General features: G+C 41.3%; 29 protein-coding genes. 11 read left to right on the top strand and 18 right to left on the bottom strand.

Translation table 11 applies throughout. The annotated features are described in order from the left end of the window. Positions 1-104: 104 nt before the first annotated feature. Positions 105-872, top strand: coding sequence for an IS110 family transposase (locus IGI67_RS13740; RefSeq protein ID WP_429958077.1), 768 nt, complete (start codon positions 105-107; stop codon positions 870-872). 27 nt (positions 873-899) lie between these two features. On the opposite strand, the gene tnpC is transcribed toward IGI67_RS13740, so the two are convergent. Beyond that, a complete protein-coding gene (tnpC, locus tag IGI67_RS13735) occupies positions 900-2,459 on the bottom strand; it encodes an IS66 family transposase (RefSeq protein ID WP_429956874.1) in 1,560 nt (519 codons plus the stop codon). Between the two features lie 99 nt (positions 2,460-2,558). Continuing rightward, entirely contained in the window at positions 2,559-2,915 is a 357-nt protein-coding gene (gene tnpB / locus IGI67_RS13730; protein ID WP_216411126.1) for an IS66 family insertion sequence element accessory protein TnpB, read from the bottom strand. A gap of 120 nt (positions 2,916-3,035) precedes the next feature. On the opposite strand from tnpB, the gene IGI67_RS13725 reads away from it, so the two are divergent. Beyond that, a complete protein-coding gene (locus IGI67_RS13725) occupies positions 3,036-3,680 on the top strand; it encodes a transposase (protein WP_429958076.1) in 645 nt (214 codons plus the stop codon). Between the two features lie 291 nt (positions 3,681-3,971). Here the strand turns inward: IGI67_RS13725 and IGI67_RS13720 are convergent, their stop codons facing one another. Next, positions 3,972-5,183, bottom strand: a complete 1,212-nt coding sequence (locus tag IGI67_RS13720) for an IS110 family transposase (protein ID WP_429958075.1) — start codon at positions 5,181-5,183, stop codon at positions 3,972-3,974. A gap of 294 nt (positions 5,184-5,477) precedes the next feature. Here IGI67_RS13720 and IGI67_RS13715 point away from each other — a divergent pair, with 294 nt between their 5' ends. From IGI67_RS13715 to IGI67_RS13705, 3 genes are all read left to right on the top strand, one after another. Continuing rightward, the gene (locus tag IGI67_RS13715) at positions 5,478-5,963 is read left to right on the top strand and encodes a hypothetical protein (protein ID WP_429958074.1); all 486 of its coding nucleotides are present in this window, start codon (positions 5,478-5,480) and stop codon (positions 5,961-5,963) included. Next, on the top strand, positions 5,960-6,292 hold the full coding sequence (locus tag IGI67_RS13710; RefSeq protein ID WP_429958073.1) for a DUF2568 domain-containing protein: 333 nt from the start codon (positions 5,960-5,962) through the stop codon (positions 6,290-6,292). Before IGI67_RS13715 ends, IGI67_RS13710 begins: the two co-directional genes overlap by 4 nt. A 232-nt stretch (positions 6,293-6,524) precedes the next feature. Beyond that, complete coding sequence (locus tag IGI67_RS13705) at positions 6,525-7,190, top strand: hypothetical protein (RefSeq protein WP_429958072.1); 666 nt, start codon at positions 6,525-6,527, stop codon at positions 7,188-7,190. Between the two features lie 384 nt (positions 7,191-7,574). Here IGI67_RS13705 and IGI67_RS13700 read toward each other — a convergent pair whose 3' ends face one another. After that, positions 7,575-7,817: a hypothetical protein gene (locus IGI67_RS13700; RefSeq protein WP_429958071.1), complete on the bottom strand. Its 243-nt coding sequence runs from the start codon at positions 7,815-7,817 to the stop codon at positions 7,575-7,577. A gap of 74 nt (positions 7,818-7,891) precedes the next feature. Here IGI67_RS13700 and IGI67_RS13695 point away from each other — a divergent pair, with 74 nt between their 5' ends. Beyond that, on the top strand, positions 7,892-8,443 hold the full coding sequence (locus IGI67_RS13695) for a DNA-3-methyladenine glycosylase I (RefSeq protein WP_429958070.1): 552 nt from the start codon (positions 7,892-7,894) through the stop codon (positions 8,441-8,443). A gap of 852 nt (positions 8,444-9,295) precedes the next feature. On the opposite strand, the gene fucO is transcribed toward IGI67_RS13695, so the two are convergent. From fucO to IGI67_RS13665, 6 genes are read right to left on the bottom strand one after another with little or no spacing between them, the layout of a single operon-like run. After that, a complete protein-coding gene (gene fucO, locus IGI67_RS13690; protein WP_429958069.1) occupies positions 9,296-10,447 on the bottom strand; it encodes a lactaldehyde reductase in 1,152 nt (383 codons plus the stop codon). Between the two features lie 19 nt (positions 10,448-10,466). After that, on the bottom strand, positions 10,467-10,796 hold the full coding sequence (locus IGI67_RS13685; RefSeq protein WP_207107265.1) for an L-rhamnose mutarotase: 330 nt from the start codon (positions 10,794-10,796) through the stop codon (positions 10,467-10,469). A gap of 14 nt (positions 10,797-10,810) precedes the next feature. Continuing rightward, a complete protein-coding gene (locus IGI67_RS13680; protein ID WP_429958068.1) occupies positions 10,811-11,686 on the bottom strand; it encodes an amidohydrolase family protein in 876 nt (291 codons plus the stop codon). A 14-nt stretch (positions 11,687-11,700) separates the two neighbouring features. After that, entirely contained in the window at positions 11,701-12,777 is a 1,077-nt protein-coding gene (locus IGI67_RS13675) for a Gfo/Idh/MocA family protein (protein WP_207107263.1), read from the bottom strand. Between the two features lie 24 nt (positions 12,778-12,801). Next, positions 12,802-13,827, bottom strand: a complete 1,026-nt coding sequence (locus IGI67_RS13670) for an L-rhamnose/proton symporter RhaT (protein WP_429958067.1) — start codon at positions 13,825-13,827, stop codon at positions 12,802-12,804. A gap of 21 nt (positions 13,828-13,848) precedes the next feature. Then, complete coding sequence (locus IGI67_RS13665) at positions 13,849-14,760, bottom strand: dihydrodipicolinate synthase family protein (protein ID WP_429958648.1); 912 nt, start codon at positions 14,758-14,760, stop codon at positions 13,849-13,851. Positions 14,761-15,050: 290 nt separating this feature from the next. On the opposite strand from IGI67_RS13665, the gene IGI67_RS13660 reads away from it, so the two are divergent. From IGI67_RS13660 to IGI67_RS13645, 4 genes are read left to right on the top strand one after another with little or no spacing between them, the layout of a single operon-like run. Further along, positions 15,051-16,190, top strand: a complete 1,140-nt coding sequence (locus IGI67_RS13660; RefSeq protein WP_429958066.1) for an extracellular solute-binding protein — start codon at positions 15,051-15,053, stop codon at positions 16,188-16,190. 5 nt (positions 16,191-16,195) lie between these two features. After that, positions 16,196-17,347, top strand: a complete 1,152-nt coding sequence (locus IGI67_RS13655) for a CaiB/BaiF CoA transferase family protein (protein ID WP_429958065.1) — start codon at positions 16,196-16,198, stop codon at positions 17,345-17,347. Then, positions 17,340-18,482: a CaiB/BaiF CoA transferase family protein gene (locus tag IGI67_RS13650; protein WP_429958064.1), complete on the top strand. Its 1,143-nt coding sequence runs from the start codon at positions 17,340-17,342 to the stop codon at positions 18,480-18,482. The genes IGI67_RS13655 and IGI67_RS13650 overlap by 8 nt, the downstream gene beginning before the upstream one ends. Before the next feature lie 2 nt (positions 18,483-18,484). Beyond that, positions 18,485-18,928 carry a MaoC family dehydratase gene (locus IGI67_RS13645; protein WP_429958063.1) on the top strand — a complete coding sequence of 148 codons (444 nt, stop codon included), beginning with the start codon at positions 18,485-18,487 and terminating at the stop codon, positions 18,926-18,928. A gap of 43 nt (positions 18,929-18,971) precedes the next feature. Here the strand turns inward: IGI67_RS13645 and IGI67_RS13640 are convergent, their stop codons facing one another. From IGI67_RS13640 to IGI67_RS13625, 4 genes are all read right to left on the bottom strand, one after another. Then, positions 18,972-19,727: an IclR family transcriptional regulator gene (locus IGI67_RS13640; RefSeq protein WP_429958062.1), complete on the bottom strand. Its 756-nt coding sequence runs from the start codon at positions 19,725-19,727 to the stop codon at positions 18,972-18,974. A 9-nt stretch (positions 19,728-19,736) separates the two neighbouring features. Continuing rightward, a complete protein-coding gene (locus tag IGI67_RS13635; RefSeq protein ID WP_429958061.1) occupies positions 19,737-20,441 on the bottom strand; it encodes a FadR/GntR family transcriptional regulator in 705 nt (234 codons plus the stop codon). 223 nt (positions 20,442-20,664) lie between these two features. Then, positions 20,665-21,048: a hypothetical protein gene (locus tag IGI67_RS13630; RefSeq protein ID WP_429958060.1), complete on the bottom strand. Its 384-nt coding sequence runs from the start codon at positions 21,046-21,048 to the stop codon at positions 20,665-20,667. Positions 21,049-21,051: 3 nt separating this feature from the next. Next, positions 21,052-21,261, bottom strand: a complete 210-nt coding sequence (locus IGI67_RS13625) for a helix-turn-helix transcriptional regulator (protein ID WP_429958059.1) — start codon at positions 21,259-21,261, stop codon at positions 21,052-21,054. A 178-nt stretch (positions 21,262-21,439) separates the two neighbouring features. Here IGI67_RS13625 and IGI67_RS13620 point away from each other — a divergent pair, with 178 nt between their 5' ends. Further along, positions 21,440-22,393: a DUF975 family protein gene (locus tag IGI67_RS13620; RefSeq protein ID WP_429958058.1), complete on the top strand. Its 954-nt coding sequence runs from the start codon at positions 21,440-21,442 to the stop codon at positions 22,391-22,393. A gap of 46 nt (positions 22,394-22,439) precedes the next feature. Here IGI67_RS13620 and IGI67_RS13615 read toward each other — a convergent pair whose 3' ends face one another. The 4 genes from IGI67_RS13615 to IGI67_RS13600 form a co-directional block, all read right to left on the bottom strand. Further along, positions 22,440-23,144, bottom strand: a complete 705-nt coding sequence (locus IGI67_RS13615) for a TVP38/TMEM64 family protein (RefSeq protein WP_207107251.1) — start codon at positions 23,142-23,144, stop codon at positions 22,440-22,442. Next, entirely contained in the window at positions 23,144-24,070 is a 927-nt protein-coding gene (locus IGI67_RS13610; protein ID WP_429958057.1) for a sulfurtransferase, read from the bottom strand. Before IGI67_RS13610 ends, IGI67_RS13615 begins: the two co-directional genes overlap by 1 nt. A 303-nt stretch (positions 24,071-24,373) precedes the next feature. After that, positions 24,374-24,844, bottom strand: coding sequence for a hypothetical protein (locus IGI67_RS13605; protein ID WP_429958056.1), 471 nt, complete (start codon positions 24,842-24,844; stop codon positions 24,374-24,376). Further along, entirely contained in the window at positions 24,841-25,926 is a 1,086-nt protein-coding gene (locus tag IGI67_RS13600) for a hypothetical protein (RefSeq protein ID WP_207107248.1), read from the bottom strand. Before IGI67_RS13600 ends, IGI67_RS13605 begins: the two co-directional genes overlap by 4 nt. Between the last annotated feature and the right edge of the window lie 148 nt (positions 25,927-26,074).

Below are 26,074 nucleotides of genomic sequence, written 5' to 3'. Positions count from 1 at the left end.
GAATCGGTTTAAAGTATGATGGGCTACGAGCTCGGGTTTAGGAAAGTAGAATCGAAATGACAGAGTGAAGAACTTTCAAATACTTTTAGAAAGAGAGTAAATTTATGACCTATGTTATTGCTTTAGACGTCTCCAAGGGTAAAAGTAATGTTGTTTTGTACGAAGAGTCTGTTTGCCAATCAGAATTTGAAATCATGCATACTAAACTTGGTTTTCAAACGCTTTTGGATGTCGTCAACTCTTGTCCCACTCCGCCCGATATTGTCTACGAATCTACTGGTATCTATTCCAAAGTAATTGATCGGTTTTGCGCTGAGAACAATCTATCTTTCTATTGCCTAAATCCCTACTTGGCCAAGCGTCAGCTAGATCAAGGAAGCCTTCGCAATTGGAAAACAGATAAACATGACTCTCATAAGCTAGCTCAATCTCATTTGAGAAATGAGCGAGTCGCTTGCACCTCTCCTACCTCAATTTATTCTTCACTACGTAGCTTGTGTCGCTTCTACACTGAAGTAGATGAATTTGCTCAACGAACTCGTATTCGTCTTCACAACGCATTACATCAATGCTTTCCTGAACTTGATTACCTGATTGATAATCGGATTTTGTCGTATTCGCTAGCCTTCATTAAAGTCTTTCCTCATCCGGATATAGTTTTAAAAACTTCAAAAACAAAAATTAAAAACTTTATAAAACGAAATGCTGCTAAAAAAATGTCTGATGACAAAGCAACTGAAATAGCACTGCGTATTATTAATTACGCTAAGAACTCTTATCCAGCGGTCTCTTCTACCGATATCCAAGTAGAAAAGAGTAAGCGTCAGATAGTAAGGTGTATTAAAAGCCCATCAATCCTCCTGTATACTTAAGGATGATTGATGGGCGTGCTTTTTTTATTAATAGTTAGCTTGGCACTTTCTTTGAACTTCCTGATTCCAAGGCAAATAAGCTGCCAGCGCAGGTTTTGTTAAACTTGGCAGGTTGGGGATATTTTCAAATAAATAGATCAGATATTTTCTTGGATCTAAGCCATTTTCTACAGCTGTCCGTAGAATGCTCAGAATGATTCCTGTTGCTTGCGCCCCTTTTTCGCTTTTTGAGAACAACCAGTTTTTTCGACCGATCACCAATTCTTTGATGGCTCGTTCCGCGCGATTGTTCGTGGTTTCTAACCGTCCATCCTCTAAGAAAGTACACAATCCTTCCTTGTACTTTAGCAGATATGCAACGGCTTCTCCCAGTTTTGATCTTGGGAGAACACATAGATTAGATGCCCAAGAAAAGAATTCATCCACGATGGGTTTGATCCATTGACTGCGCTGTTTTTGACGATCCGTTGGATCTAGATGGCGTAGTTTCTTCTCTTCTTTGAAAAGAAGGTCGCAATAGCGCTCGCCTAATAAGGCGGTGCTATATTTTTTGGGCTGTGAGCCGATCGCTTCATGAAATTTCCGACGAACATGTGCCCAGCAGTAAACATTCTTGATGCCAGCCATTTTTCCATAAGCTGCGTAAGCATCACTATGTAGATAGCCAGTAAAGTGTGTAAGAAAATTCTGAGGGATTTCATATTTGCGCGATAATTCATGTTGGTAAAGAACAATGGGATAGCTTTCTGCTTTTCCAGAAGTATACAGCCAATAATAGGTCGTGGCTTTTGGAACGTCTAAGACATTGTAGTGCGTCTCATCCGCATGAATGACTTCTTGGTTCTGTAAGGTATCTTTTAATAGTTGATACAGCGGCGACAAGACGTAGTCTGTCGCCAGAAGATGCCAATGTGTAATTTTCTGGCGATCCAATGGAAAGCCAAAGGTTTTCCATTCGTTCTCTTGCCGATAGGCAGGCACTTTCTTGATATATTTTTCAACGATTGTCTGAGCTACCATCGTAGGACTGCCAAAACTATTATTGATCAGAGGTTTTGGTACACGAGCTTTCTTAATTGATGTTGTTCCATTGTCTTTTTCACATGTGCAACACTTGTACGCATGCTGGTGAAATAAATTTTTTTCAATATGAGCAGGAATAAATAGAGGTTCTTCACGGACGACGGTGGAGCCAATTTCAGTCATGTGAGTACCACAGGCATCACAAAGACAGTCTTCACCCTCCAAATAATAGTGAAGATGGTTTGCGGGTAAGTGGGCAAGCGACAAGGCTTTTTTTCCTTTTGTCTTTTTCCGTCTAAAGCTCTTTACCTCAATCAATTCCTGGCTTTCCTGACCAGTCTGCTCTGGTTCCTTAAAAGGGTCTGTATCAAATAAATTTGTTTGCCCATCGACAGATGGCGTATCTTCTTTTTTTCGTCCATACATCTGACGCTGCATCGCGAATAGCTGTTCTTGAAGGTACTGATTTTGTTCAAGGACGAGTTCAAATTGTTCAGTCATTTCTTGGAGACGCTTCTCCAGTTTCTTGTTATCCAAAAGAAGCTGATTTCCCTTTTTAGTCAATCATTTACACCTCCACGCTTGATATCACCTGTTATTATTATACCATTTCTGACGACAAAAAAGTAGTAGAAATCGCATAAAACCAACGTTTCTACTACTTCAATAGAAGGCACCCTTGGTGCTGGAATGAATGGTTTTCTTCTCTTCGATCGAAAAGCCTATAAGCAGTCGCTTCAATTGCCGAACATCTAATTTCTTCATTTCTGAAGAGTTTTTCGGCCATTGAAGCCGACCATTTTCAAATCGTTTGTACAATAATAAAAAGCCATCACCTTCCCAGTAAAGTGCCTTGAAGCGGTCTGGTTTTGAGCCACAAAACAGAAAGAGCGAGTGATCGAAAACATCGAGTTGATATGTTTCTGTGACAAAGGCCGCAAGTCCATCGATTCCTTTTCGAAGATCGGTTTTCCCACAAACGATAAAGATATTAGGTACGTGAGTGAAGTCGAGAAGCATGGATGCTCAGCTCCTTCATGATTGTAGCTAAAATATATTTATCCGTTCCATTGTAAATATAGGCTTCGGCTTGGCCTAATTTTACACGAGCAGCGAGTTTCGATTTTGCGGGAGCAGTGGGTGCCATTGGTGGATTTCGATCCACGATCTGAATGGGCACAATCTCTTTTTTCTCCATTTGGAACACCTCCTGTAGTTGATATAGTAAGTTTAGCAGTCGGCGAAGGAGAAAACGAGACGCCTTATTATCTGACGCTTACAGAAAAGATCGGTTATTTCTCAGATCAACTACAAGAATTGCTGGCCAAAAAGGAAGCATTAGCTAAGCAGCTAATTAACTTAGCTAGGCAATCAAAAGAATTCCACTCTTTTGCTAGTTTTCCTGGTATCGGTGAGCTTAGCGCCGCTTTGATCATTGGAGAATTGGGCGATTTAAATAGGTTTGATTCACCAAAAAAAATGAATGCTTATATCGGTATTGATATCCGGCGATATCAATCTGGTACATTTATTGGGCACGATCACATCAATAAATGTGGGAATTCCAACGCAAGAAAAATATTTTATGTCGTCATTTCAAATATGATTAGACAACAACGTTGGCACCCAAACCATATTGTTGATTATTACTACAAACTAAAAGAACACCCGTATTCTAAGAAACATAAAGTTGCTACTGTAGCCTGCATTAATAAATTGATCAAGTGTCTTTATGCAATGGCCTTAAAAGGTACCGTCTATAAGTATCCAAAGAATAAAATTTAACCAACTAACTATTCATTTACTTATATAGTCAAGGAGCCGTAGCTAGTTTTTTTTTACAGGGCTGAGGTTTATTTAATGTGTCCTATTTATAGTTATTTCAAATAGAATTGCTCAATAACCGAATTGGTCCCAAGCCCTATTTTAGTTATTAGCCCACTAGTGTAAAATAGTATCAAGCCTGCAAATAAAAAGTCAATCAGAAATTACTAAAAAATTTGTCTGTTTTGAGAGCATGACAAATAGAACCACCGAAAATCGCTGGTTTTTAATTTAATTCATACGTGCATGGCGCTATTCCATTTTTGGAAATGAAGCTAGGTATTCTTTTACACGTCCGTAGTAGACACGCAAGAATTTATTTGATCCAGCGGTCATATAGACATAATAAGGTTTTCCTTCTGCTCTCTTTTTAGAAATGAACGTGTATACAGGATCGTCTTCTGGGGAATTTTTAACTAAAGTATTCATGACTTGAAAAAGAGTCTTTCGAAGCTGTGCAGAGCCACGCTTAGAGGTGCGAACACCCTTTTGATTATAAGTGCCAGATTGATTCACACCAGGATCGACACCCGCAAAAGCAGTTAATGCTCCTCTGCGAGAGAAACGACTAATGTCGCCAATTTCTGCTATAAGCTGAGGACCTAATGACGCTCCAACACCTTTCATGGACATGACTACAGGATATTCCGGCAATTGTGAAGCCAGTTGGTCCATTTGTAAACGAAGTTGTTCAACGGTTTTGGAAAGAGTATTTAATTGCTCAATTGCCTGCATAATAAGCAATTTAGTCATTTTATCTTTGGGTAAAATAGCAACTAATTCTTTGGATGATTTAAGAAGTTGTTCAGGTTTATTTGGTTGAAAGTCATATCCGTTACGCTTACAAAATTTTCGATACCGTTCGGTAAATGCGTTCAAGGACATATTTCGAACACAATCAACATGCCAAAAAGTTGTAACAAAATCAACCCATTTTTGACTTCCGTTGGATCGTGCCGGACTAGAGAAAAACGTATTGGCTCCAGGGAAAGTTTGATCCAAAAGAGAAATGAGATTATTTTTAATGGCAGTTTTATTCTTCGTATAAAAATCAAATTGACGGTTCAGGGTCTTTAATTGATCTCTTTGCTTATCCACAAGATTGTACTGTCGCAGGTCGTTCCAGTTGTCAAGCGCGTAGCGAGCGATCTTAATAGCGTCTTTTTTATCAGATTTTACTTTACGTAAAGTGTTATTTCCAAAATCTTTAACGAGTTTGGGATTTACTACACTGACATAAAAGCCTGCGTCAGAAAGCCAATGTGCAACAGGTTCGTGATAGCGCCCTGTGTATTCCATGACGATCCTGATGTCTCCTTCTAGCTTTAAAAGAGAATGAATCAACTCATTAATATCACTAGAAGTATGGCTGATCTCGCGAGGACTCAAAACAACTTCACCGAAGGGACGGATAATCGAAATAACGCTTTTACCTTTAGAAACATCAACACCTACTGCGTTCAAAATAATCCTCTCCTTAAAAATTATTGCAATGAAATGCCAGCATTAGCACATTGCCGATTCAATCTACTGGGGGTGACACGAACGTACTGGAAAACAGCAGTTCAACCTGCATAAAACGAACGCTGTGAATGAGCAGCTGGTTGACAGACTTGATAGCGGACGTGATAGTCCAAGGAGGTTTTACGCCTGACCATTGCTTTCTCATTCTAACAGCTTAAGCAACATGATAGATAAAAGGGATTACTTAAGTTAGTCCCTTATAACCTATAAATATATTGTAGTAGGAGGATTACTATGACTAATTCAGTAAATGTTTTTAATACAGAAATAAATTATCAGGCTCCGGTTATTGCTCATGAGACCATCGAAATACATGCAAGTAAGAAAACCATCATGTCAATTTTGTCAAATATTTTAGAATGGCCTACCTGGCGTCAAGATATTAGTAATGTACAGTTATTATCTATCGACAATAACGTTAGTACCGGTACTGATTTTAAGTGGAAATCTAATGGTTTAAAATACAACTCTCAGATTCACACTTGCACAACTTCTTTATTTGGTTGGACTGGAAAAACAATTGGTGCATACGCCGTTCATAATTGGAAGTTGACAACCAATAAGTCAAGAACCACAGTTGAGGTATCTGAATCATTGGAAGGTTTGTCTATAAAACTAATGAAACGCAAGATGCAATCTGAGTTACCACTTTTACTAAGAAAGGACTTACACGACCTGAAAATTCAATGTGAGAAAATTGTTGAGGAAGTAAAAAAATGACTGAGATTATATTGTCTGCCCGTTTTCTCTTAGAAGTAGTAACTGTACTAGGGATACTAAGCGGGATTTTCATTGAGAAAAAAATTTATATTAAAATACTATTTTTAATAATCAGTATTTTAATTACACTAATATGGGCTCGCTATGGTGCCCCAAAATCTCCCCACGTTCTTACCGGATTAAACAAACTTATGTTAGAAATTTTTGTTTATAGTGTAGGAGGCCTTTCTTTTTATAAAATCTTTGGTTTCAAAATAGGATTGCTATATATTGTTATAGCAATGATAAATTTATTTTTGATGTATTTGTTTTCATTACAGGGAAAGTAATCTTTCCTTTTTTTATTTTTTGCTTGACTCGTAGTAGGATAGCCCCAATTAATGGAGCTTTCCTACTTGATTTCCTCCGTTAGCAGAGGTAATTTTCATTTTCTTCTGATACTCGACTTGCGCAATACGCTTTAAAATATATAGTGCTGTTTTCCCTCTAAAAAGGCTTTCTTTACACTTTCTAACAGGTTTGATACTATAAATTAATATATATAGGAAGAGTTGATAACCTTTGAAAATTCAAAAAAAATATTTTTATCTTTCAATTTTCTGCTTCATAGTTCTGGCTTCACTAGAACTTTTTTCTTTAGGAGTAATTGAACCTTTTCTTTTTGGCTACTATTACAGTGACTACACAATTTTTCAAAAAGGACTTCATTCACTTATTACCTCACTCCTTTGGGCGATTTCCATCATGGGCATAATCAGATACAGATCCAAATTGGATAGCGAAATAAGAACCAAAGAGAATGAAGACGTCACTAATTTAGGTTTTTTTATATTTATTTGTCTTCTTTTTTTCTGTAAAGTTATTACTTATATTGACTGGGGGACTTTAAAGATTATTGGAGAAATAAGAACCAAAGAGAACTTATATCTTGTTATCACTCAATATATCTACTATATTTTTGAAGTTGCTTTAGTATCAATGATTATTATTTATGCTCAAAAATCAATTGATTCATCACCAAACTTATCCTGCCCTAAACTTTTTCCCTTTGGTGGTTTAGTTCTCTCATTAACCTGGGGTGCGTTTCATTTCATTTCAAATGGGATAGATCTTTGGAATGGCATATCCTGCATGCTATTTTCCTTATTGGCTGGCATGGCATATCAGATCACAAAGCAAAACGAGAAATACTTGTTATGTTTCGTAATGATAGGCTATTTAATATGACAGCCGTAACTGTATCTTTCTCAAGGTTATGTTTGATAAAATCACTGCTATTCTACTCTTTCTTTTGTATGCTAATGCTCCAACTAATGGAGCTTTTTCCTACTTTATTTCTTCCCACAATTCCTCCGTTAGCTTAACTTTCTATCTATCAATTTTCAGCTAGTCAATGTATACTTTTACTAAATAACAAGCGAAAGGGTGTTACATTATGAAAAACAAAACTTCCCTTGTAAAAAAAGCCGGGCTATGGATTGCACTGCTAATATTGGGATACTTAGCAGCAATCTTTGTATCAAAAGTACTTCTACAAAGATAGTAATTTCTTATCACTTACTTTAATTACCTCCTATCCTTATGAGGTAATTTTTTAATGATTAAAAGTCGTTAGCTGACTGAAATTTTTTCTAGTAGAATTGAAAATTGTGTTTCTTGTGTAGAACCTTTACCTTCAGTCCAACTTGCTGCAATCTTTCCATCACTACGACTAACCTCAATAATCTTTCCTCTAGCTACCACAAATTCGTATTCATCATTGAAACGATACAAAGCTTTTTTAAACGATGAATACAGCTCTGGAAAATTGCCCTCATCATCTGGACTACAAGAAAATGTCCAAACATGTTTCATATTATTCCTCCTTCATGCCCTCCGCTTGCATACTTTTTCCGTATGATATAATACCATTTAAAAGGAGTGTGTTTATGAAAAAGCGTTGTAATTGGGCAAACAATAATGAGTTGGAGAAAATCTATCATGATACGGAATGGGGAATTCCTGTTCATGATGATCAAACACTATTTGAATTTCTTATCTTAGAAAGTATGCAAGCTGGTCTAAGTTGGTCTACAATTTTAGCTAAACGAACAACTTTAACAGAAGCTTATGATAATTTTGACTACAATCAAATTTCAAAATACTCTGATAGTAAAATTGAGGAGCTTTTAAATAACCCAGGTGTAATTAGAAATAAGTTAAAGGTTAAATCAGCAATCAGTAATGCAAAAGCTTTCTTGAAAATTCAAGAAGAATTCGGCAGTTTTGATTCTTTTATTTGGAATTTTGTATCCGGTAAAACCATAAATAACCATTGGGATACCATTGAAGATGTTCCTGCCTCCACCGAATTGTCTGATAAGATAAGCAAGGAGCTTAAAGAAAGAGGTTTCAAATTTCTTGGTACAACATCCGTTTATGCATTCATGCAGTCCATAGGACTTGTAAATGATCATATGGACTACTGCTTTAGAAAATAGAAGTCCTTCTTTAGACACTGTGAAGTTAAGTCGCAGTGTCTTCATTTTGTCGAAAAGTCTGTGATAGCCCCATACTATGGAGTAGTTTATGCCTTAGCGTGGATGCTACGATAGCAAACCTTAGTTTGTGGAATTATTTAAATCTCATTTCTCAAACTCAATTGCTGCAGGAACAAACTTGATTTCACTCACTGGTGTAATCGTCCATGTACGCGTATCTTTATTAAATGTTTTAATTCCTTCAGTCGTACAAGTACAATTAAGATCCTCTATGATTTTTTCTGCAAGACTCCCATTGTAACAAATAGAAATTTACCTTTTAGGCATTCGTTGTTATGTATTTGTAGTAGTTTATCTTATTTAATCCTGAATCTCAAAATTAAATTTCTCAAACAATCCTAATCAGCAACTGTTTCTCTAAAATATATAAAGTTGCTCATCAAAAAATGACTTAGTTATTGAAGACTCAATACGTTTTCGATTGCAGCATTTTTCTTATGACCTTTTCGAAAAAAGCTGAAAAACACAAGGTATCATTGTAGTTATTTTAATTTTCTATCTTACGTGCCCCACATTTCTTTTTTTTTTTTTGGCTTAGTTTTTGGCTTAGTTACAAGTGATATCTAATCATATCGAGTGTTCAAGAAAAAATATAAAACGTTGATTTAACAACCTTTATGACGTGTCACAATATGCCATAATACCAATTTATAATTCTACAACAAATTAATGTAAGACTTCTTACAGACACTCAAGTCCTTGCTCAGCAGGGGGTTGGGTGTTTTTTTGATACCAAAAGACCGCTTCTCGCAATCATCATTTAGAAAATTGCAGGGAGCGGTCTCTTATTTTTTACATCAAGCTGTTATAGATCGTAATGATCTCTTCTAATGAGGTATCTCGTGGATTTCCCGGAGTGCAGACATCCTTAAAGGCATCCTCTGCGATTTTAGGAATATCCTCTGCTTTAACGCCTAATTCAGAGATTGTTGCAGGGATTCCGACATCCTTACTCATTTGGTCAATCGCTGTACAAGCAACCGTTCTGACTTCTTCTAAGGACATCGCTTCAGCGCCTTCAACGTTTAACACCTTGGCGATTTCACGATATTTCTCTCCCGTAAACTCTTTATTGTACTTCATCACGCTTGGTAAAAGAGCGGCACAAGCGACACCGTGGGGAATGTTATACCACGCAGATAAAGGATGCGCCATTCCATGAACCAAGCCTAAGCCTACATTAGAAAAGCCCATACCAGCGATATATTGCCCTAAGGCCATTTCTTCGCGCCCTTTTTCTTCTCCCGCGACAGAGGCACGTAAAGAACGACCGATGATTTCGATGGCTTTCAGATGCAGCATGTCGCTCATTTCCCAGGCACCCTTCGTGATAAATCCTTCGATCGCATGGGTCATGGCATCCATCCCAGTTGCAGCGCAAAGCCCTTTCGGCATGCCCATCATCATCTCACTATCGATAAAGGCAACGACCGGAATATCATGCGGATCAACACAAACAAACTTGCGATTTTTTGCTTTGTCCGTAATAACGTAGTTGATCGTTACTTCCGCAGCCGTCCCTGAAGTCGTCGGGATCGCCAAAATCGGTAATGCCGGATTTTTTGTTCCTACCTCGCCTTCTAGACTTACCACATCCGCAAACTCAGGATTTTCCACAATGATGCCGATTGCCTTCGCTGTATCGATCGGCGAGCCGCCGCCGATCGCGATAATCACATCGGCCTGCGCTTTTTTAACAAAAGCTACTCCGGCTTGTACATTTTCCACTGTCGGATTCGGTACGATCCCATCATAGATTTCATAAGTGATTCCTGCCTTATCCAGCAAGTCAGTAACCTTCGTGGCTACGTTAAACTGGATCAAATCTTTGTCTGTAATAACTACTGCTTTTTTGAAGCCGCGCTTATGAAACTCCGCCGGGACCGATTCGATCGCTCCTTTTCCGTGATAAGAAGTTTCATTTAATATCATACGATTCGCCATCTTGTTCTTTTCCTCCTAATTAATTCAGATGATAGATTTCCTTCATTGTCGTCCAAACACCTTCGTCACCATAGCCGTCTAAGGGCTTCATACATGGGATACACTCGTCCCACCACTCTTGAGTCGTTTTATCCGCCGCCATTTTCGCCATGTCAGCGTCATAGTCATCACCTGTATACTCGTAATAAGAAAATAAGGTATTGTCGATTTGATAAATGGAATAATTTTGCAAATTGCATTTCTTGATCATTTCATTTACTTTTGGCCAGGCATTCGCATGCAGCTCAATATATTTTTGTTTCGACTCTGGCTTTAAGGTAGAAATAGCGCCATATCTTGTTACTGTCATGTCCAATTCCTCCATTATTTCTGTTTTAAGTAAACTGATTGGGCGTTTTCGCTGAACAGCTTCCTTCGAAACTCTTTGGTACGCTCCGCAGTCAAGGTTAAAAGAAAGTCCGTCCATTTATTAAGACCGCCGCCTAAATCTATAACAGGAAAATTCGATGCATAAAGAATCCGGTCTTCGCCGAAAAGCGTCATCACCTGATGGATTTCCTCGGAAAAATCCTCAAACCTGGCCTGCTCCGTCTCCATAACACCCGAGATTTTACAGTATACATTAGGTAAATCAGACAATTTCTTTAGATTCTCAAACCACGTTTCACGATACTTCTTTTTTTCATCCGTTAGCGGTTGAGACAGCAGCTCCATATTGGGATTCCCCATGTGATTAAGAATGATACTGGTTCCGGGGCAGCTTTTAGCCAGTTCATAGCCATCCGATAACTCTTCATTTCTCATACAAAGATCAAAGGTCAATCCGATTTCTCCTAAATAGCGAACATTTTCCATAAATTGGGGCTGCAAACAAAAGCCGCGCTCCCGTTCAGGAACATGCAAGACCTGTCGGACCCCTAAAATGCTGGAGCGATAGGTTTCGATAGATTCGCTAAACTGATCGGTCGCTAAATCACCGGCTATTACCGCTCCCTTGAAGATGCTCGTTGCGCAGTTACACTGATGGATGATCCAGTCGTTTTCCTTTTCTCGATCATTCGGTGCACAATCGACCTCCACGTACAACGCATCCGTTATCGTAAAGCGATCACTAGTCACAGCTTTTTGATAGTCTGCTTCGGTAAAGGTCTGAGCCAAATACTCTTCCGTGTCCAGCCAAGGAAGTCTCAGCTGCTTCAAATCCCACGTATGAACATGCGTATCAATAATCTTCTCCATGCTTTTTCCCTCTTTTAATAGTTTACTGGTGTTCCTCCGTTATCACTGGAGGCATATAACGCCTCGACGACACACATCGTCTGGTACGCATCTTCAATATCATTCATGTACTCATACGTTGAGTCGTCCATTTTTTTCATCAAGCCGCCCATCGTTCCGATAAAGGCTTCATTAAACCAGCTGCCCTTCACTTCCAGTTCTCGCCAGCCTTTGCCGTCATCAAGAATGTACTCTACCTTATCTGGCCGTCCTGTCGGATAATCCAGGATCAAACCGATCGTGATGCGAATAGCTCCTTTCAGCCCTTCGATCTTGCAGGTCGATTCTTGATAGTCCGGCGCATAATCATGGTTGTGATTGATATGCAGATTTACCCGCAGATCAGGCCCATAATCAAGAATCATTGCAGAACGCGTTTGTTTTAACGCTTTCATTTTAGGATGCTGCATCGTTTTACAATAAACACTCGTTGGATTCCCCACAATACTGCGAACCAGATCAACATAATGGATACTATGATAATTAATCTCCATTCGTTCCTTTTCAAACAAGAAATCCCACAGATGCCATGGATGCAATTCAACGACACGCCAATCAATATCGACGATCTCGCCGATCAGCCCATCATTGATCAATTTTCTGGCTGCGATCATGTAAGGTGCTTGCCTTAATTGAAAGTTCAATCCGGCTACAAACGCTTTTTCTCGGCAAATCGTCAAAATCTCCTGAGCCTGTTCAATGCTCTCACCCATAGGCTTTTGCATCAAAACGCCGGCATGCTCTGGCAGCTGACGCAAAATATCCGCTGTGGCAGACGCAGGGACCGCAATATCAAATACGGCATTTTCCTTCTGCGCTAATTCAATCAACTCTGACAGTTCATTGTAGGCATGAGGGATGTCAAAATCCTTCGCAACTTGTTTAGCCTTTTCATAATCGAGATCATAAATTCCCACCACTGGGAAACCAGCCATCTGATATGCTGGCAATTGAGAGCCGGATACGATTCCGCCAGCTCCGATAAGCACAATATTCCGAGGGCTCTCCGGTACTTCTGGTACATAATTCAATTCCTTGATAGAGTTAACCATGTTGTTCCTCCTAGATTTTTATCTTTACAGTGAATTTGCTAAAGCGACAAAAACTAATGAAATGACGATGATGGCATTTCCGATGACAGCGATCCGTTGTGCCTTCGGAAATCCTTTCCACTCCCCATCTCTAAATCCCCACATATTGGCAATGATCAAGGCCAAGCCGTTAAATCCAACCCAACCCACGATCGGACCTAGATCGCCTAGCAGGTGAGTCGCTTTTCCATAGACCGCTAAAGCTGCGAACCAAACAAATGAAGTAACTAAAACCTTGAAATAGGCTTTTCCAGCACCCGGCTTTTTATAATCAGTATAGGTTTTATTTTTAACCAGCACAATTACAGCATAGATAAAATTCGCGATAAATCCGCCGGCAAACACAATCACCCATGACAACAGACTGGCACTGACTGGCGATACGCCTGAATCGATCGCTAGCTGAACCGGATAATTCGCTGCTGAGGCACCAATATTGATCGCCGCTGATCCTGCACCAGAAGCAAGCGCTAAGAGAAAACCGACCATAAACTTGGAATTCTTCTTAGGCGCAGAATCCTCTGCCGCTGCTTCGTCATTTTCTTCATCACTGTCATTTTTCATAAAGCCGGCTTTAGAAAGGACCAGTACGCCACCCATCAAAACAGCCATACTCAAAATCAGCATGATCAACGCCTTCGTCGACGGGAAGGTTCCAAGAATAAACATCGGCACAAAGCTTCCCAGCAGTAAAGACAGGCCTAAGTTGATCCCTGTCACGAGCGAAACACCGATCATATCAATCGCTTTACTGTATGCGATCGAACTGATTCCCCAGAAAAAGCCCATCAATGCGCCGAAAAAGATCTTATCGATCGGCGTATTCAGAATATAGCTCATATAATTAGGCACCTCGATAAAGGCCCAAATGTGAGGGATCAGCAAAACACCAATAATGGAAAAGAGTGTCCAAAAAGCCTCCCAAGAAAAGGGTTGGTATTTCTTAAAGCAAATCCCAAAACTTCCTTGAAAAAAACATGCCAACAATAGTACTGTAAAAGCTCCGACCATTTTTATTCCTCCTAATACCTGTTAATAAGTACCGACAAACGCCAAAATCCTTGCCACTTCCTGTTTAATCGTTTCTGCTGAACGGGCTAATTCCTGCTGCTCCTGTTCGGACATTTTTCGCTTCACATATAACGGCGTATCTAGTCCTCTGGCCGCTAAAGCGACTTTGAAGCCAGCCGGGAAATTGACTTTGAAGCATTCTCTCAGCAAGGGTAAAATCGCCTGCTGCACTTCTGCTGCTTCACTGATTCTTCCTGCCAAATACAATTCTTCGATTTTTTGATAGGCTTCCGGAATGATCCCAGCTGTAGCCACCATACAGCCATCGGCTCCTGCGATCAATGAGCTTAAATACATCTCTTCTCTTCCAATCAAGAAGGAGGTGTCTAGCTGCTCGTCTTTCAACATATCTAAAATATGCAGCACATCAACTAGATTCCCGCTAGATTCTTTTACGCCAACGACGTTTGTGAGTTTTGCTACCTCTACTAGCAGCTCCTTACTCAATGCTGGTGCAAATAAAGGCACATTGTATACAATCAGCGGCAAATCGACCTGATCATTGATGTCCTCAAAGTAAGCTAAAATCGCATCATCACTAGGCTGGTAGAAATATGGCGGTGCCGATACGATCCCATCGTAGCCCAGCTCCTCAGCTATTTTCCCCACCTCGACGGCAGTGCTGCTGGTAGTCGCGGTGACACCTGCAAACAACTGCAGCTTGTCTTCGCTGGCTGCTTTGACTGTTTCTAAAATAGTCCGCGCTTCCTTCGTATCAAAATGCGCCGCTTCACCAACAGAGCTGACCGCAAAAACACCTGAGATCCCCTTGTCGACATAAAAAGCAATCATTCGTTCAAGTGCCGGAACATCTACACCTCCTTCTTCTGTTAAAGGTGTCAACATCGCTGCATAAATTCCTTTCAAATCCATCTTCAAAACAAAACCGCCCTTCTAGTTCATATTTATGAACCTATTTCTCTTTTATGAACTTTATACTTAGAATGTAACCGCTTAATAAAAATAAGTCAACCTATTTTTTAAAATTTTTATTGCTCTATCTATTCGTAATTGTCGGCAAAAGAATGACTTTATATAGGTAATTTTTATTTTTCAATTTTTTGACAGATAAATAATAAACTTTTTTCTTTCTTTGGAAACGCTTGATTTTTTAGATAAATTTGATATATTGGTAGTACCAATAAAGCGATGGAGGAATAATTATGACAAAGCTTAAAGGAATTACTTGGAACCACAGTCGCGGTTTTACATCTGTTGTTGCTACGGCTCAACGTTTTTGTGAATTAAACCCTGGCGTTGACATTGAGTGGGAAAAACGCTCGTTACAGGAATTTGCGGATGCGCCGATTCAGAATCTTGCTGATCAATACGATCTTTTGATCATCGATCACCCTTGGGCCGGATTTGCTCAAAAGAGCGGAATTCTGGCCGACCTGTCTCTTCATCTGTCAGCTGATTTTTTAGCAGATCAAGAACGGAATTCTGTAGGAATGTCTCACCTTTCTTATAATTTTGACGGCTTTCAATCAGCATTAGCTGTCGATGCAGCTACTCCTATTGCCGTTTACAATCAACAATTTTTCTCAGATCAGGCCCTTCCTAAAAATTGGCAAGAGGTTCTGGCTCTCGCACGGCAGAATAAAGTCGCAATCGCAGGAATCCCGATCAATCTTTTGATGGATTTTTATATGTTCGGTGCTACTCTCAAAGCCCCTATGTTTGAAAATGGGAAAGTGATGGATGAGGAAAGCGGAATAATCGCCTTAGAATCTATTCGCGAGATTGTCAGCTTATGCCGAGCAGATATCCTTCAGTGGGACCCGATCAATGTACATAATTACATGGCGGAAAACGAAGATATCGTTTATTGTCCTTATGCCTATGGCTACACCAACTATTCGAAAGCAGGATATGGAAAGCATCTGCTTGTGGCGACCGACACCGTAACCTTTAATGATGAGCCGCTGAAAACTGTACTTGGCGGAACAGGCTTGGCCGTTTCCTCAGCCTCAAAAAACAGCGAGCTGGCCTGCCGGTATGCCGAATACACCGCTTCGCCGTTAATCCAAGAAACACTCTTTTTTGATGCCGGCGGACAACCTGGGCATCGGAAGGCTTGGCTCAGTCCAGAAACAAATCGGCGCTGTGAAAACTTTTTTGAGAATACCCTTCAGACTCTGGACAACTCTTATCTGCGGCCTCGCTACAATGGCTATCTGCATTTTCAGGATCATGCCGGCCACTTCGTGCGGGAATACGCCATGCATGGCGGGAATCCGAAAGAGGTTTTAGGCAAAATGGACGCTTTGTACCAAGAATCTTTACATCAAGCAAGGAGCTGATTTTAGTGACACTTTTAAACGGAATCACAGTGCTGGATTTCAGTCAGTTCTTGGCTGGGCCCTCCTGCGCATTGCGCCTAGCTGATTTAGGCGCGAGGGTCATTAAGGTCGAACGCCCCGCTGTCGGTGACAGCTCTCGTCATTTAGTACTGAAAAAGCAGAAAGTCGGCAGCGACAGCCTGCTTTTTCATACCATCAACCGCAACAAAGAAAGCATTGCGCTGAATTTGAAAGATCCGAAAGACAAAGAAACTACCTTAGAGCTGATAAAAAAAGCGGATGTGCTGATCGAAAACAATCGGCCGGGAGTAATGAAAAAGCTCGGACTTGATTACGATACGGTGAAGCAGCTTAATCCAAAGCTCATTTACGGTACTGTAACGGGGTATGGAATAGCTGCCAGCTTGGCTGCAAAACCTGGTCAGGATTTATTAGCCCAGTCACTTTCCGGCCTTACTTTTTTAAACGGCAATGCTGATCAACCGCCGACACCCTTTGCTCTTTCTGTTGCCGATTCATTCGCAGGAATCCATTTAGCTGAAGGTATTTTGAGCTGCCTGATCCGCAGAAATAAAACCAATACTGGCGGACTGGTCGAAGTCAGTCTGTTAGAATCGGCTATTTCGCTGCAGTTTGAAGTCCTTACTTCCTACTTTAATGATGGGCAAAAATTACCGGAACGATCAAACTTCAATAATGCACACGCCTACTTAGCGGCACCCTATGGAATCTATCAAACCAAGGATGGTTACTTATCCATTGCAATGGGCTCTTTGAACCTTTTGGGCCGCTTGATCGGTCTTCCCCAATTGGCTGAATACGAAAAAGAAACCCTTGCTTTCACTTCAAGAGATGAAATCAAACAGCTGATAGCGGAGAAGCTTGTTAATAAAACCACTGACGAATGGGCAGCTATTCTATTGTCTGGCGGCTACTGGGCCGCACCCGTCTACAATTGGCAGGAATTAATAAAGCAAGCGGGCTTTAAAGCACTAAACTTTGATATACAGCTGACAACTCCTGAAGGATCGGTCCATACGACTGGCTGTCCGATTCGAGTAAACGGCAGCAGAAACCCTGCTGCAAAACCAGCTCCTCTATTGGATCAGGACCATGACAAAATTATGAATGAACTGGGAGGGAGCACAAATGAATAAACCTTTGGAAGGAATTCGAGTTTTAGATTGCAGCCAGTTTCTTTCCGCTCCTTCGGCTGGTTTGAAGCTTGCTGATCTAGGCGCTGAGGTTATCAAGGTGGAAAAAAAAGACAGCGGTGATATCTGCCGGCAGCTATACGTTTCTAATTTTAAAATAGACAACGACAGCTCTCTTTTTCATGCGATCAACCGGAATAAGCAGGGACTTGAATTGAATTTAAAAGAAGCCTCTGCGCAACAATCGTTTCAAGCACTAGTCAAAACGGCGGATGTGGTTTTAGTGAATTTTCGGCCAAGTGTAGCAAAAAAATTAAAGTTGGATGCTGACTCGATCCATCAAATTAACCCGAAAATCGTTTATGGCGAGATAACGGGCTACGGCGAAGCCTCCCCTTGGAGCAGCTGGCCGGGACAAGACTTGCTGGTACAAGGAATGTCAGGAATCTGCTATCTGAACGGAGACAAAGAGCAGGCACCGCTCCCCTTTGGACTTTCCATGGCTGATCTAGCGGCCGGAGAGCATCTATGTCAGGGTGTCTTAGCAGGAATATTCAATGCCCAGCAAACTGGTGAAGGGTGTGTCATCCAGACAGAGCTTCTCACTTCCTTGATGGATCTGCAATTTGAATCCTTTACGACCTTTTTGAATAACGGAAATGAGCTGCCGGTACGCAGCGGATTTCACAATGCAAATCCGTACATCGACGCACCGTACGGCATTTATGAAACCATAAACGGACATCTCGCAATCGCTATGTGTCCCATTGAAAAGCTGGCAGAATTATTGGACTATCCAGAACTGACAGCGTTTATGGCTTCCCATTCAGTCGAACACGACAGTGACGAGATAAAAAGAATGCTGCAAGCAAAATTAATCACCCAAACTACTGAAGACTGGTTAGCGATTTTAGAACCTGCTGACATCTGGTGTACAAAGGTCCTTGATTGGCAGCAAATGGAGCAGGCGGGACTTTTTGAGGAATTGCACATGAAGCAAACAATCATCAGCAGCGATGGAACGCCTTTTTATACGACCCGCTGTCCCATCAGAATCGATGGAGAGATCTTTACTTCACCAAAAGGAGCACCTACTCTCGGAGAAGATAATTTGAATTTTGGCATAAAGGAGACCTAATTATGGAAAAAGCAATCTATTTTGAAGACTATCAATTAGACAGCGAACGAAAATCTTACGGCAGAACAATCACAGAAGCCGATATAGTCACCCACGCTGGACAAACAGGGGATTTCTTTCCCCATCATATGGACGAGGAATGGTGCAAAACGCAGCCTTTTGGCCAGCGGATCGCTCATGGAACCCTCACCTTCAGTATTGCAGTCGGTATGACCGCCAACCTGATTAATCCAGCAGCCTTTTCTTATGGATATGAACATCTGCGATTTATCAAACCCGTCTTCATTGGCGACACGATTACCACCACAACAACAATTTCTAAAAAGGAAGATCATCCAAAGCGCAAAAATAGGGGGATCGTCTATGAGACACTCACTGTAAAGAATCAACGTGAAGAAGTCGTAATGGTTTGCGATCATCTTTTAATGTGTGAAAAGAAGGCCTAAAAAGCAGCTGCCTAGAAATTTCTAGGCAGCTGCTTCTTCATTACTACAATAAGAGTTCCAGACGACTTTCGATCTCCTGCTTACAGCTTCTCATGGTATCTACGACATCATCAATGTCGATAGACGCGATCTCAGCTGTTGAGAAGGTACAGCTGAAGGATGCAATCATTTTTCCATTTTGAATGATCGGCATCGCGATGCAGTTTGACGACTCACTTGCTTCTTGGTACTCCGTTGAATAGCCCTGTGCTCGGAAGATCCGCAGCTCTTCTAACAGCTCATCAACACTTTTCTTCGAATTGACCGTCAGCATTCGCCACGGCACCTCGCGATAAAGCTCCCGAATCGTCTCATCTGAATACTGTGAAAGCAGCATTTTTCCGATAGCCGTACAATTAGCCGGCAGACGTCCGCCGATTTGTTTCATTAGAGAATAATTTTCAAAGTGCTCGCTGCGAGCCAAGTAGATTACTTCTATCCCATCTAAAATACCGGCATGGGAGGTTGTCCGCACTCTAATGGATAATTCATTGGTCAGTATTTTTAACTCTTGAACCAGATCACCGCTGCCGATAAAGTTCGCCGCTAACTTTATAAAATTACTGCCTGCCACGTATTTCTTAGCATTATCATTAAAGGAAAGGTAATCATTCTCGACTAGTTCTTGGATCAAACTAAAGGTGGAGCTTTTAGGCGTATTCAATATTTGCTGGATATCCGAAAAACTCAAGCCTTTGGAATGATGCGCGATCGCTTCCAACAGCCGCAAGGTTCTTTCTGCTGATTTAACTTTTGGCATTTTGACTCCCTACTTTTCTTTTGTCATTTTATCAACGTATTGTTTGGACTTGCTATAAAATTCATTCAATGAATAGGTGAGCTTTTTCCGATCTCTTTCAACAAAAGCACGTTCAATTTTTTGCCGATAGTGAATACTGTTTTCAATCGCACCGGGCACCTCTAAAATATTCAAGGCACTTTCTCTTCTGATTAAAATAATCGTCTGCATCAGCTTCTCCATGATTCTGCTGCCGCAGATCCTGCCCATAAATGAATCAAACTCTTCAAGCAGTTCATTGTACTCTGCAACTGTCTTATTTTCTGATGCAGCATCTACCATCTTTTGGGTAATGCTTTCTAATTTTTCAAGATTTTCCTTTGTGGCATGAGTAAAGGCCAGTTTGACCACATCTGTCTCGATCAGCTTCCTCGCATGATAGAGCTCCTCTTGATCATGCAGCTCCCGCTGAAAGATCCATGAGAGCGAATTTTCAGGTACCGGCTGTTCAGCATCTGAAACAAAGGTCCCATCACTGGGCTTTATAACTACCAAACCAACTAAGGAAAGTGCTCTCAGCGCTTCTCTGACTTGTCCTCTTGTGACCCCCAGCTGAAGCGATAAAGAACGCTCATTGGGCAGCTTCTCTCCCGGCTTTAGTTCCCCAGAGATGATCCTATCAGCAATTTGATTCATAATTTTTTCTGATTGCGTCATCTTTTTTTGTTTTTCCAAGTTGCTTACCACCTATCTTGATAAAAGGTTCTTATATGAGAACAAACTCTAGTTTATCATATTGTCCCAGAAATGAAAGCGGTAATTTTTTTTGTTTTTTAAGAAAAAAGAATTCTTAGTATTTACGCCTGCAACAACACCCGCAGCTTCGTTAGCAAGCGTGCGGGTGCCATTTAATGCGTCTTATCATTTTTTCTGAATCCCTTTTACTGCTTATTTCTCCCTAAACCCGGTACCGCAATCGATTGGCGAAAAGACACAGCGCAAAGATCCCCATATCCACACCAAAAGACTCGAGGTGCAGCGAGGGATCCCCCAGCTGATAGATCGCTAAGCCCGGCGTCACCACTAAATTGATATCCTGACCAGTACGTTGAAAATGCACGATGCGGATAATCATTTGAATAATATGCAGCAGCATGACTAGGACAAAGCTCATCGCCATGGAATCAAAGACGATTTTTCTTACCAGCTCATCGTTCTTTTTGAAAATCTCTTTGTGTAAAAAATAGAGCGAAGAGCCCATGGCATACATCGATAATAATCCAAAAATCAGTAGGACCCAACTTATAAAACTGTTTACTCCTAACACACGAAAAAATCCCACTTACTACCCCTTCCCTTCTTCTAAATAGAATATCTCATCAAACGGCATATCAAAATAAGCTGCGATCTTCAACGAGAGCTCCAAGCTGGGATTATACTTTCCTTTTTCGATCGCAGTCATTGTCTGGCGCGAGACTTCCAACACCCTCGCCATTTCTTTTTGCGGTATCTTTTTTTCTTCTCTTATTTTTCGAATATGGTTTACAACGCTCAATTCTTTCGCTCCTAGTAAAGATAACTTTACTAAAGCATAATCCAAAGCCCCAAAAGAGTAAAGTCTATTCATCATACTGCGGCTTTAAATTCTTTTATCGATAAGCTGTTGACGAACGTTATCTTATCAATGATAATTATTAGATGAAATTGAATGAAAAAAGGAAAAGGGTGGAGAAATGAAATATTGTCCCAATTGCGGTGCGGAATTACGAACAGAGGCGAAGTTCTGTCCGAGCTGCGGTTATAACTTAGAACAAGAGGTGCCGAATGAAAATGGCAGTCAGGAACCCTTCGTTCAAGTAACTAGCAACGAACAGTTTGAATTAGAATTAGAAAAAGCTGAGGGCTTGAATGTCACACGAGCAGAGATCAAAAAGCACGCTCAAAAGAAATTATCCGGCAGATACGGCGAATGGTGCAAGACGATCCTTTTATTGATCGGTGCAAATATCGTTGCAGGTTTCATTTTCCGATTCGCGTATGTTCGCTTTTTTACCAACAGTCTATTGAACTTATTTAATCCTTATGATTACTCTGGCTATTACGACTATGGCTACAGCTACACTCGACCATTTTCTGGCGCTTCGCTCTTTTTATGGTTTTTAGTAATGATCGCGGCTTTAGTTCTGATGTTTTTAGTTGCAGCTTTATCTACCGCTGTTTTGCAGTGGTGTGCGATCCATACGTTAAGAGGCAACCGCGCAGACGGCTTACAGATTTTTGCTTATTTCATTAAAGCGCAAAAAAATCGCGTGCTGAAAGCAAATATCCTGATTGCGATCTACACCTTCCTGTGGTCACTGCTTTTTGTCATCCCGGGTATCGTAAAAAGCGCGTCTTACGCCATGACCAACTATCTGTTGGAAAAGGATGACACCTTGAGCGCTTCAGATGCGATCCTGTTAAGCCGTCAAATCATGCATGGGTACAAAATGGAATTTTTGATTCTGCGTTATTCCTTCTTCTTCTGGAACTTGATCGCAGTCTTCCAACTGACAAATTTCTACATCATGCCATACCAAAATGTGACTGAGATCCAATTCTTGGATACGCTGTACAATCACTACGTAGAGCAGCACAATGAAAACGAAGCAAAAACGCCAGCTGCAGCAGCTGACGCCAGTCTTTAAACAAAACAGGTTCCCATTTCAATGATTGAGATGGGAACCTGTTTTTTTACTTGTTCGTCTTTTCTTGTCTGCTCTGGTAGATCTGCTTGAAAACATAGACGGCGATAAACAAAGCGAACATACTCAATAAACCAAACAAAATGGTCTTCGTGCTGCCGGTCAAGTTACTGCCGACATAAGAATAAACGACTGTCGCCGGCAATTGCCCGATCCCTGTTGCGATCAGAAATGGCAGCGGCTTGATCGCCGTCAACCCTGCCGCATAGCTGATAAAATCAAAAGAGATAAACGGCAGCAGCCGACAAATCAAAATCGTATGCTTGCCATAACGGTCAAAATACGCATCCAATGTCTCTAGCGAAAAATTCTTATTCAAACGTTCCACCAGATCTCGTCCTGCAATCCGTGCGATATAAAAGCAGACCAATGCACCTGCCATCGCGCTCGTCCAGGAAAGCAGCGCTCCTTGCCACCAGCCAAAAACTGCTGCGTTGGCAAATGTGATCAAAAAGGCAGGCAACGGAGCGATGATCGATTGAAACATCATCAGCAGAAAGGAAATTACTACTGCCCAAACACCAAAGGAACGCAAATAGCCGACGATACTATCCACACTCATGGAGCTAAACAGCATCATGACCTGTGTGACCTTTGAGCGGACTCCCGGAATAAAGTAAAAACCAATCACTGCCAGTAATAGAACCAGAAGTAATAGAAGACGAGCAAGTGTACGTTTATTTAATTTAGACATTATTTTTCAACATCCTCGACTTTTGCCCAACGATAATACGAGCCGTCATAATTTTTTACTTGCTTGAAGCCGCACATATCCATCACTAATTCCATATAAGCTGAACGGATCCCGGCGGTACAATACGTGACAATCTTATCCTCTTTGGCTAAACCAGCATCCTCAAAAAGCTTCGTCAGTTCTTTATTGCTCTTCAGCATACCATCCTTGTTAAACAAATCCGTAAAGCGAATGTGGATCGCATCGGGCAGGTGTCCGCCCTTAGCCTCTCCGTATAAAACATCGCCTTTGTATTCCTTGTCTTCACGAACATCGACGATTTTGTAGTCGTCATAATCTTTCTTCAATTCATCGGTCCGAATAATATGCTTCTGATCGATCGAATCAATTTTAACGTCTACAGGATCTAGCTTGGTACTTTCTACATCTGTTTTAAGACCCGCTTTTTTCAATGCCGCAAATCCGCCATCAACGATTTTGACATCCTTGTATCCAGCCGCTAACAGCTCCCAAGCGATTCGTCCATCATCACCCCAGCCTTTTTGCGCACTGGCAAACAATACGACTTCTTTATCCTTCGCGATCCCTTTTTCGCCTAATCGTTTGCCCAGCTCAGCCGGCTCTAGAACCAAGCCCCACTTTTCATCACCTGAAGCGCCCTCTTCCACCGATGCCAATTGCTGCCAACCGATCGCTGTTGCCCCTTTGACCGTACCTTTGCCTGCTTCTTCTTCGCCTCGTGCATCCACTAAAATAATATCATCCAAGTTTTTCTTCACATAATCTGCATTCACGATGTATTCACCAGTAAATGGGGTACTGTCCTTCTTCGCTGATTTGCTGGAATCAGTCGGTTCATCGCTGCCGCCGCAGCCAGCCAAACCTAAAGTGACCAACGCTAATAAGCCAATAATTATTTTCTTCATTGTTTTCTCCATTCATTTGTCATTTTTTTGTCGACCCCAACATTCCTGTCGAAGCCCAGGATTCTCCATCTTTTTTGCGCAGCAAAAAGAAACATACTCCCGTATGCTCTCAAACGACTTCAAAGGTGAAAACAATCACAATTACAAGCAAAGAAGGTTCGCTGGAGAGGAGAATTTTGAATTCACATTCTTAGAGACTCTAAGGCAGAGTGTTACTCATAATCACCGTTGAATAGTCAAAATACTCCCTCCCCTCTTTCTCGATCTTGCCCCTTACTAAAGTATATAAAACGCTTTATCTTTTTACAACAGGACATTTGGCGATCGGCGCAAAATCACCTGCAGCTGACCGTCCGATTCCTCGATCTGAAAATCCTCCAATGCTTCAAAACGAAATCCCTTTAAACGAGATCCAGACGGTTGATGAGCAAAAAGCAGATCGATCTGCTCTGTTAAGGTCAGTTTTTGCCCCTTTGCTTCCTTTGGTAACAGCTCTTCAATCGTTTGCTGAAGCTCGTCCTCCGTATCCTCTTCTCTCGGCTCACTTTCTAAGCCAAAAATTACCGTTTCCGTGGTTTGGACAAAAGCGGCAGCAACGACTGTTTTAAAAATCTCAATGCCCGCTTCATCAAGGATAGCTAATTCGGTCAAGCGCTCCAACTCCTGTTGGATCACCCTAGGCGACTGATCGGAGCGCCACTCGCCGAAGCTCCATCTATGTGTCTTGTTTTCTCCGTTTTTAAATGTTCCTACTAATTGGGTCATCTTCCTCAACCTTTCCCTCTGCGTCCTATAATCTTGGTGAGTCTTCGTTCTTTCTTTCGTTCATCTCGCTCTTTTTCTATCTGTTCTATGCTTTTGCCAAAAGAGCTTTCTTTACTTTTTCGGCCCCCCATGGCGAATAGCTTCTGCCACGTATTTTGCGAGTCACCGCGAGGTGCTTTTTCTGGCGGCAAGTCCTGATCGGCCGACTCCGGTGCTTCTGAAACCTCTTCTAGAACTGTTTTGCCCCCTCTTCTCCGCTCCGGTGGAACACTGTCTTTCGTTAGCGGCAAATCAGACGAGGCTGTCGCTGGCAGTTCTTTGAGCTCATTATGTTTTACTTCTGGTACGTCCTTTTTAGCCTTTTTGACTGACTCTGCCGTCTGCGGCGCTTGCGGTGTATCCATCTTTTTATTCTCTGCTTTGGCTTCAGCTTTCACCGGAGCTTCCGCAACAGATTCCGCCTGCTCTTCCTGAACTTTTGCATAATGCAGATCAGGTATGTTGGCATAGCGGAGAAAATCAACGAACTCAGTAAATTTCCGCACCCCATTCGTCTCAAAAATGCTCAGCAAGGGAAGAATCTGCAATGCTCCCGCAATTTCTTCGAGATTCTTGGTTGGATGGGCATCCTTCAATAGCCATGTATGCTTTCGGCCATTCCCTCCTTTAAAAATTGATTTAAGGATGAATTGGTGATCAGCCAATCCGTCTGTTCTAGTCGGATCCTTATCCTCCAAGTACTTTCTATATAAACGAGCTTCCTCGGTAATGGCAAGGTAATCATCTTCATTTTTATAGAGTCTGGCAACGACTGCCGCCCACTCCTCTGATTCAAAATAGTCTTCAAAAAACACACTAAAACGACGCAGTGCAGCACAAGGAGCCGCGGTCAAGAACAGCTCTCTTATTAAATCCCGACACATAAAAGAAAAATCAGCGACCACCAAAGCATGCCTTACAAGAATCGCGACCGCGTATTCGATCACAGAGGAAACATCCCTCGTCTCGTTGTATTGCTTGATCATTCTTTTTTCAAGGTTGCCCCTCAGCATAGTGAACAGCTGTCTTTGTCCCAGTCTTTGAGTTTGCATATTCTCCACTCCATTTCCCGATAATAGGTTCCATTTATTTTTAAAAATCCGCTTTCATTTTCAAACCTGCTAAAACTTACAAATCAAAAATATAACTAAAATAGCAAAAAATCCATAGTATTTCCGTTATTTCTCTACCCAATTTACG

This window comes from Enterococcus sp. AZ196, from assembly GCF_050498845.1.
Classification (GTDB): Bacteria; Bacillota; Bacilli; order Lactobacillales; family Enterococcaceae; genus Enterococcus_A; species Enterococcus_A murrayae.
Note: the sequence above shows the minus strand (reverse complement) of the source record. Positions and strands in the feature narration are given on the sequence as shown.

What these genes read in the sequence shown, in the direction of transcription:
- IGI67_RS13740 (WP_429958077.1), top strand. Translation starts at nt 105, where the DNA reads ATGACCTATGTTATTGCTTTAGACGTCTCCAAGGGTAAAAGTAATGTT.
- tnpB (WP_216411126.1), bottom strand. Translation starts at nt 2,915, where the DNA reads ATGCTTCTCGACTTCACTCACGTACCTAATATCTTTATCGTTTGTGGG.
- IGI67_RS13715 (WP_429958074.1), top strand. Translation starts at nt 5,478, where the DNA reads ATGACTAATTCAGTAAATGTTTTTAATACAGAAATAAATTATCAGGCT.
- IGI67_RS13710 (WP_429958073.1), top strand. Translation starts at nt 5,960, where the DNA reads ATGACTGAGATTATATTGTCTGCCCGTTTTCTCTTAGAAGTAGTAACT.
- IGI67_RS13700 (WP_429958071.1), bottom strand. Translation starts at nt 7,817, where the DNA reads ATGAAACATGTTTGGACATTTTCTTGTAGTCCAGATGATGAGGGCAAT.
- IGI67_RS13695 (WP_429958070.1), top strand. Translation starts at nt 7,892, where the DNA reads ATGAAAAAGCGTTGTAATTGGGCAAACAATAATGAGTTGGAGAAAATC.
- fucO (WP_429958069.1), bottom strand. Translation starts at nt 10,447, where the DNA reads ATGGCGAATCGTATGATATTAAATGAAACTTCTTATCACGGAAAAGGA.
- IGI67_RS13685 (WP_207107265.1), bottom strand. Translation starts at nt 10,796, where the DNA reads ATGACAGTAACAAGATATGGCGCTATTTCTACCTTAAAGCCAGAGTCG.
- IGI67_RS13680 (WP_429958068.1), bottom strand. Translation starts at nt 11,686, where the DNA reads ATGGAGAAGATTATTGATACGCATGTTCATACGTGGGATTTGAAGCAG.
- IGI67_RS13675 (WP_207107263.1), bottom strand. Translation starts at nt 12,777, where the DNA reads ATGGTTAACTCTATCAAGGAATTGAATTATGTACCAGAAGTACCGGAG.
- IGI67_RS13670 (WP_429958067.1), bottom strand. Translation starts at nt 13,827, where the DNA reads ATGGTCGGAGCTTTTACAGTACTATTGTTGGCATGTTTTTTTCAAGGA.
- IGI67_RS13665 (WP_429958648.1), bottom strand. Translation starts at nt 14,760, where the DNA reads ATGGATTTGAAAGGAATTTATGCAGCGATGTTGACACCTTTAACAGAA.
- IGI67_RS13660 (WP_429958066.1), top strand. Translation starts at nt 15,051, where the DNA reads ATGACAAAGCTTAAAGGAATTACTTGGAACCACAGTCGCGGTTTTACA.
- IGI67_RS13650 (WP_429958064.1), top strand. Translation starts at nt 17,340, where the DNA reads ATGAATAAACCTTTGGAAGGAATTCGAGTTTTAGATTGCAGCCAGTTT.
- IGI67_RS13645 (WP_429958063.1), top strand. Translation starts at nt 18,485, where the DNA reads ATGGAAAAAGCAATCTATTTTGAAGACTATCAATTAGACAGCGAACGA.
- IGI67_RS13640 (WP_429958062.1), bottom strand. Translation starts at nt 19,727, where the DNA reads ATGCCAAAAGTTAAATCAGCAGAAAGAACCTTGCGGCTGTTGGAAGCG.
- IGI67_RS13620 (WP_429958058.1), top strand. Translation starts at nt 21,440, where the DNA reads ATGAAATATTGTCCCAATTGCGGTGCGGAATTACGAACAGAGGCGAAG.
- IGI67_RS13615 (WP_207107251.1), bottom strand. Translation starts at nt 23,144, where the DNA reads ATGTCTAAATTAAATAAACGTACACTTGCTCGTCTTCTATTACTTCTG.
- IGI67_RS13610 (WP_429958057.1), bottom strand. Translation starts at nt 24,070, where the DNA reads ATGAAGAAAATAATTATTGGCTTATTAGCGTTGGTCACTTTAGGTTTG.
- IGI67_RS13600 (WP_207107248.1), bottom strand. Translation starts at nt 25,926, where the DNA reads ATGCAAACTCAAAGACTGGGACAAAGACAGCTGTTCACTATGCTGAGG.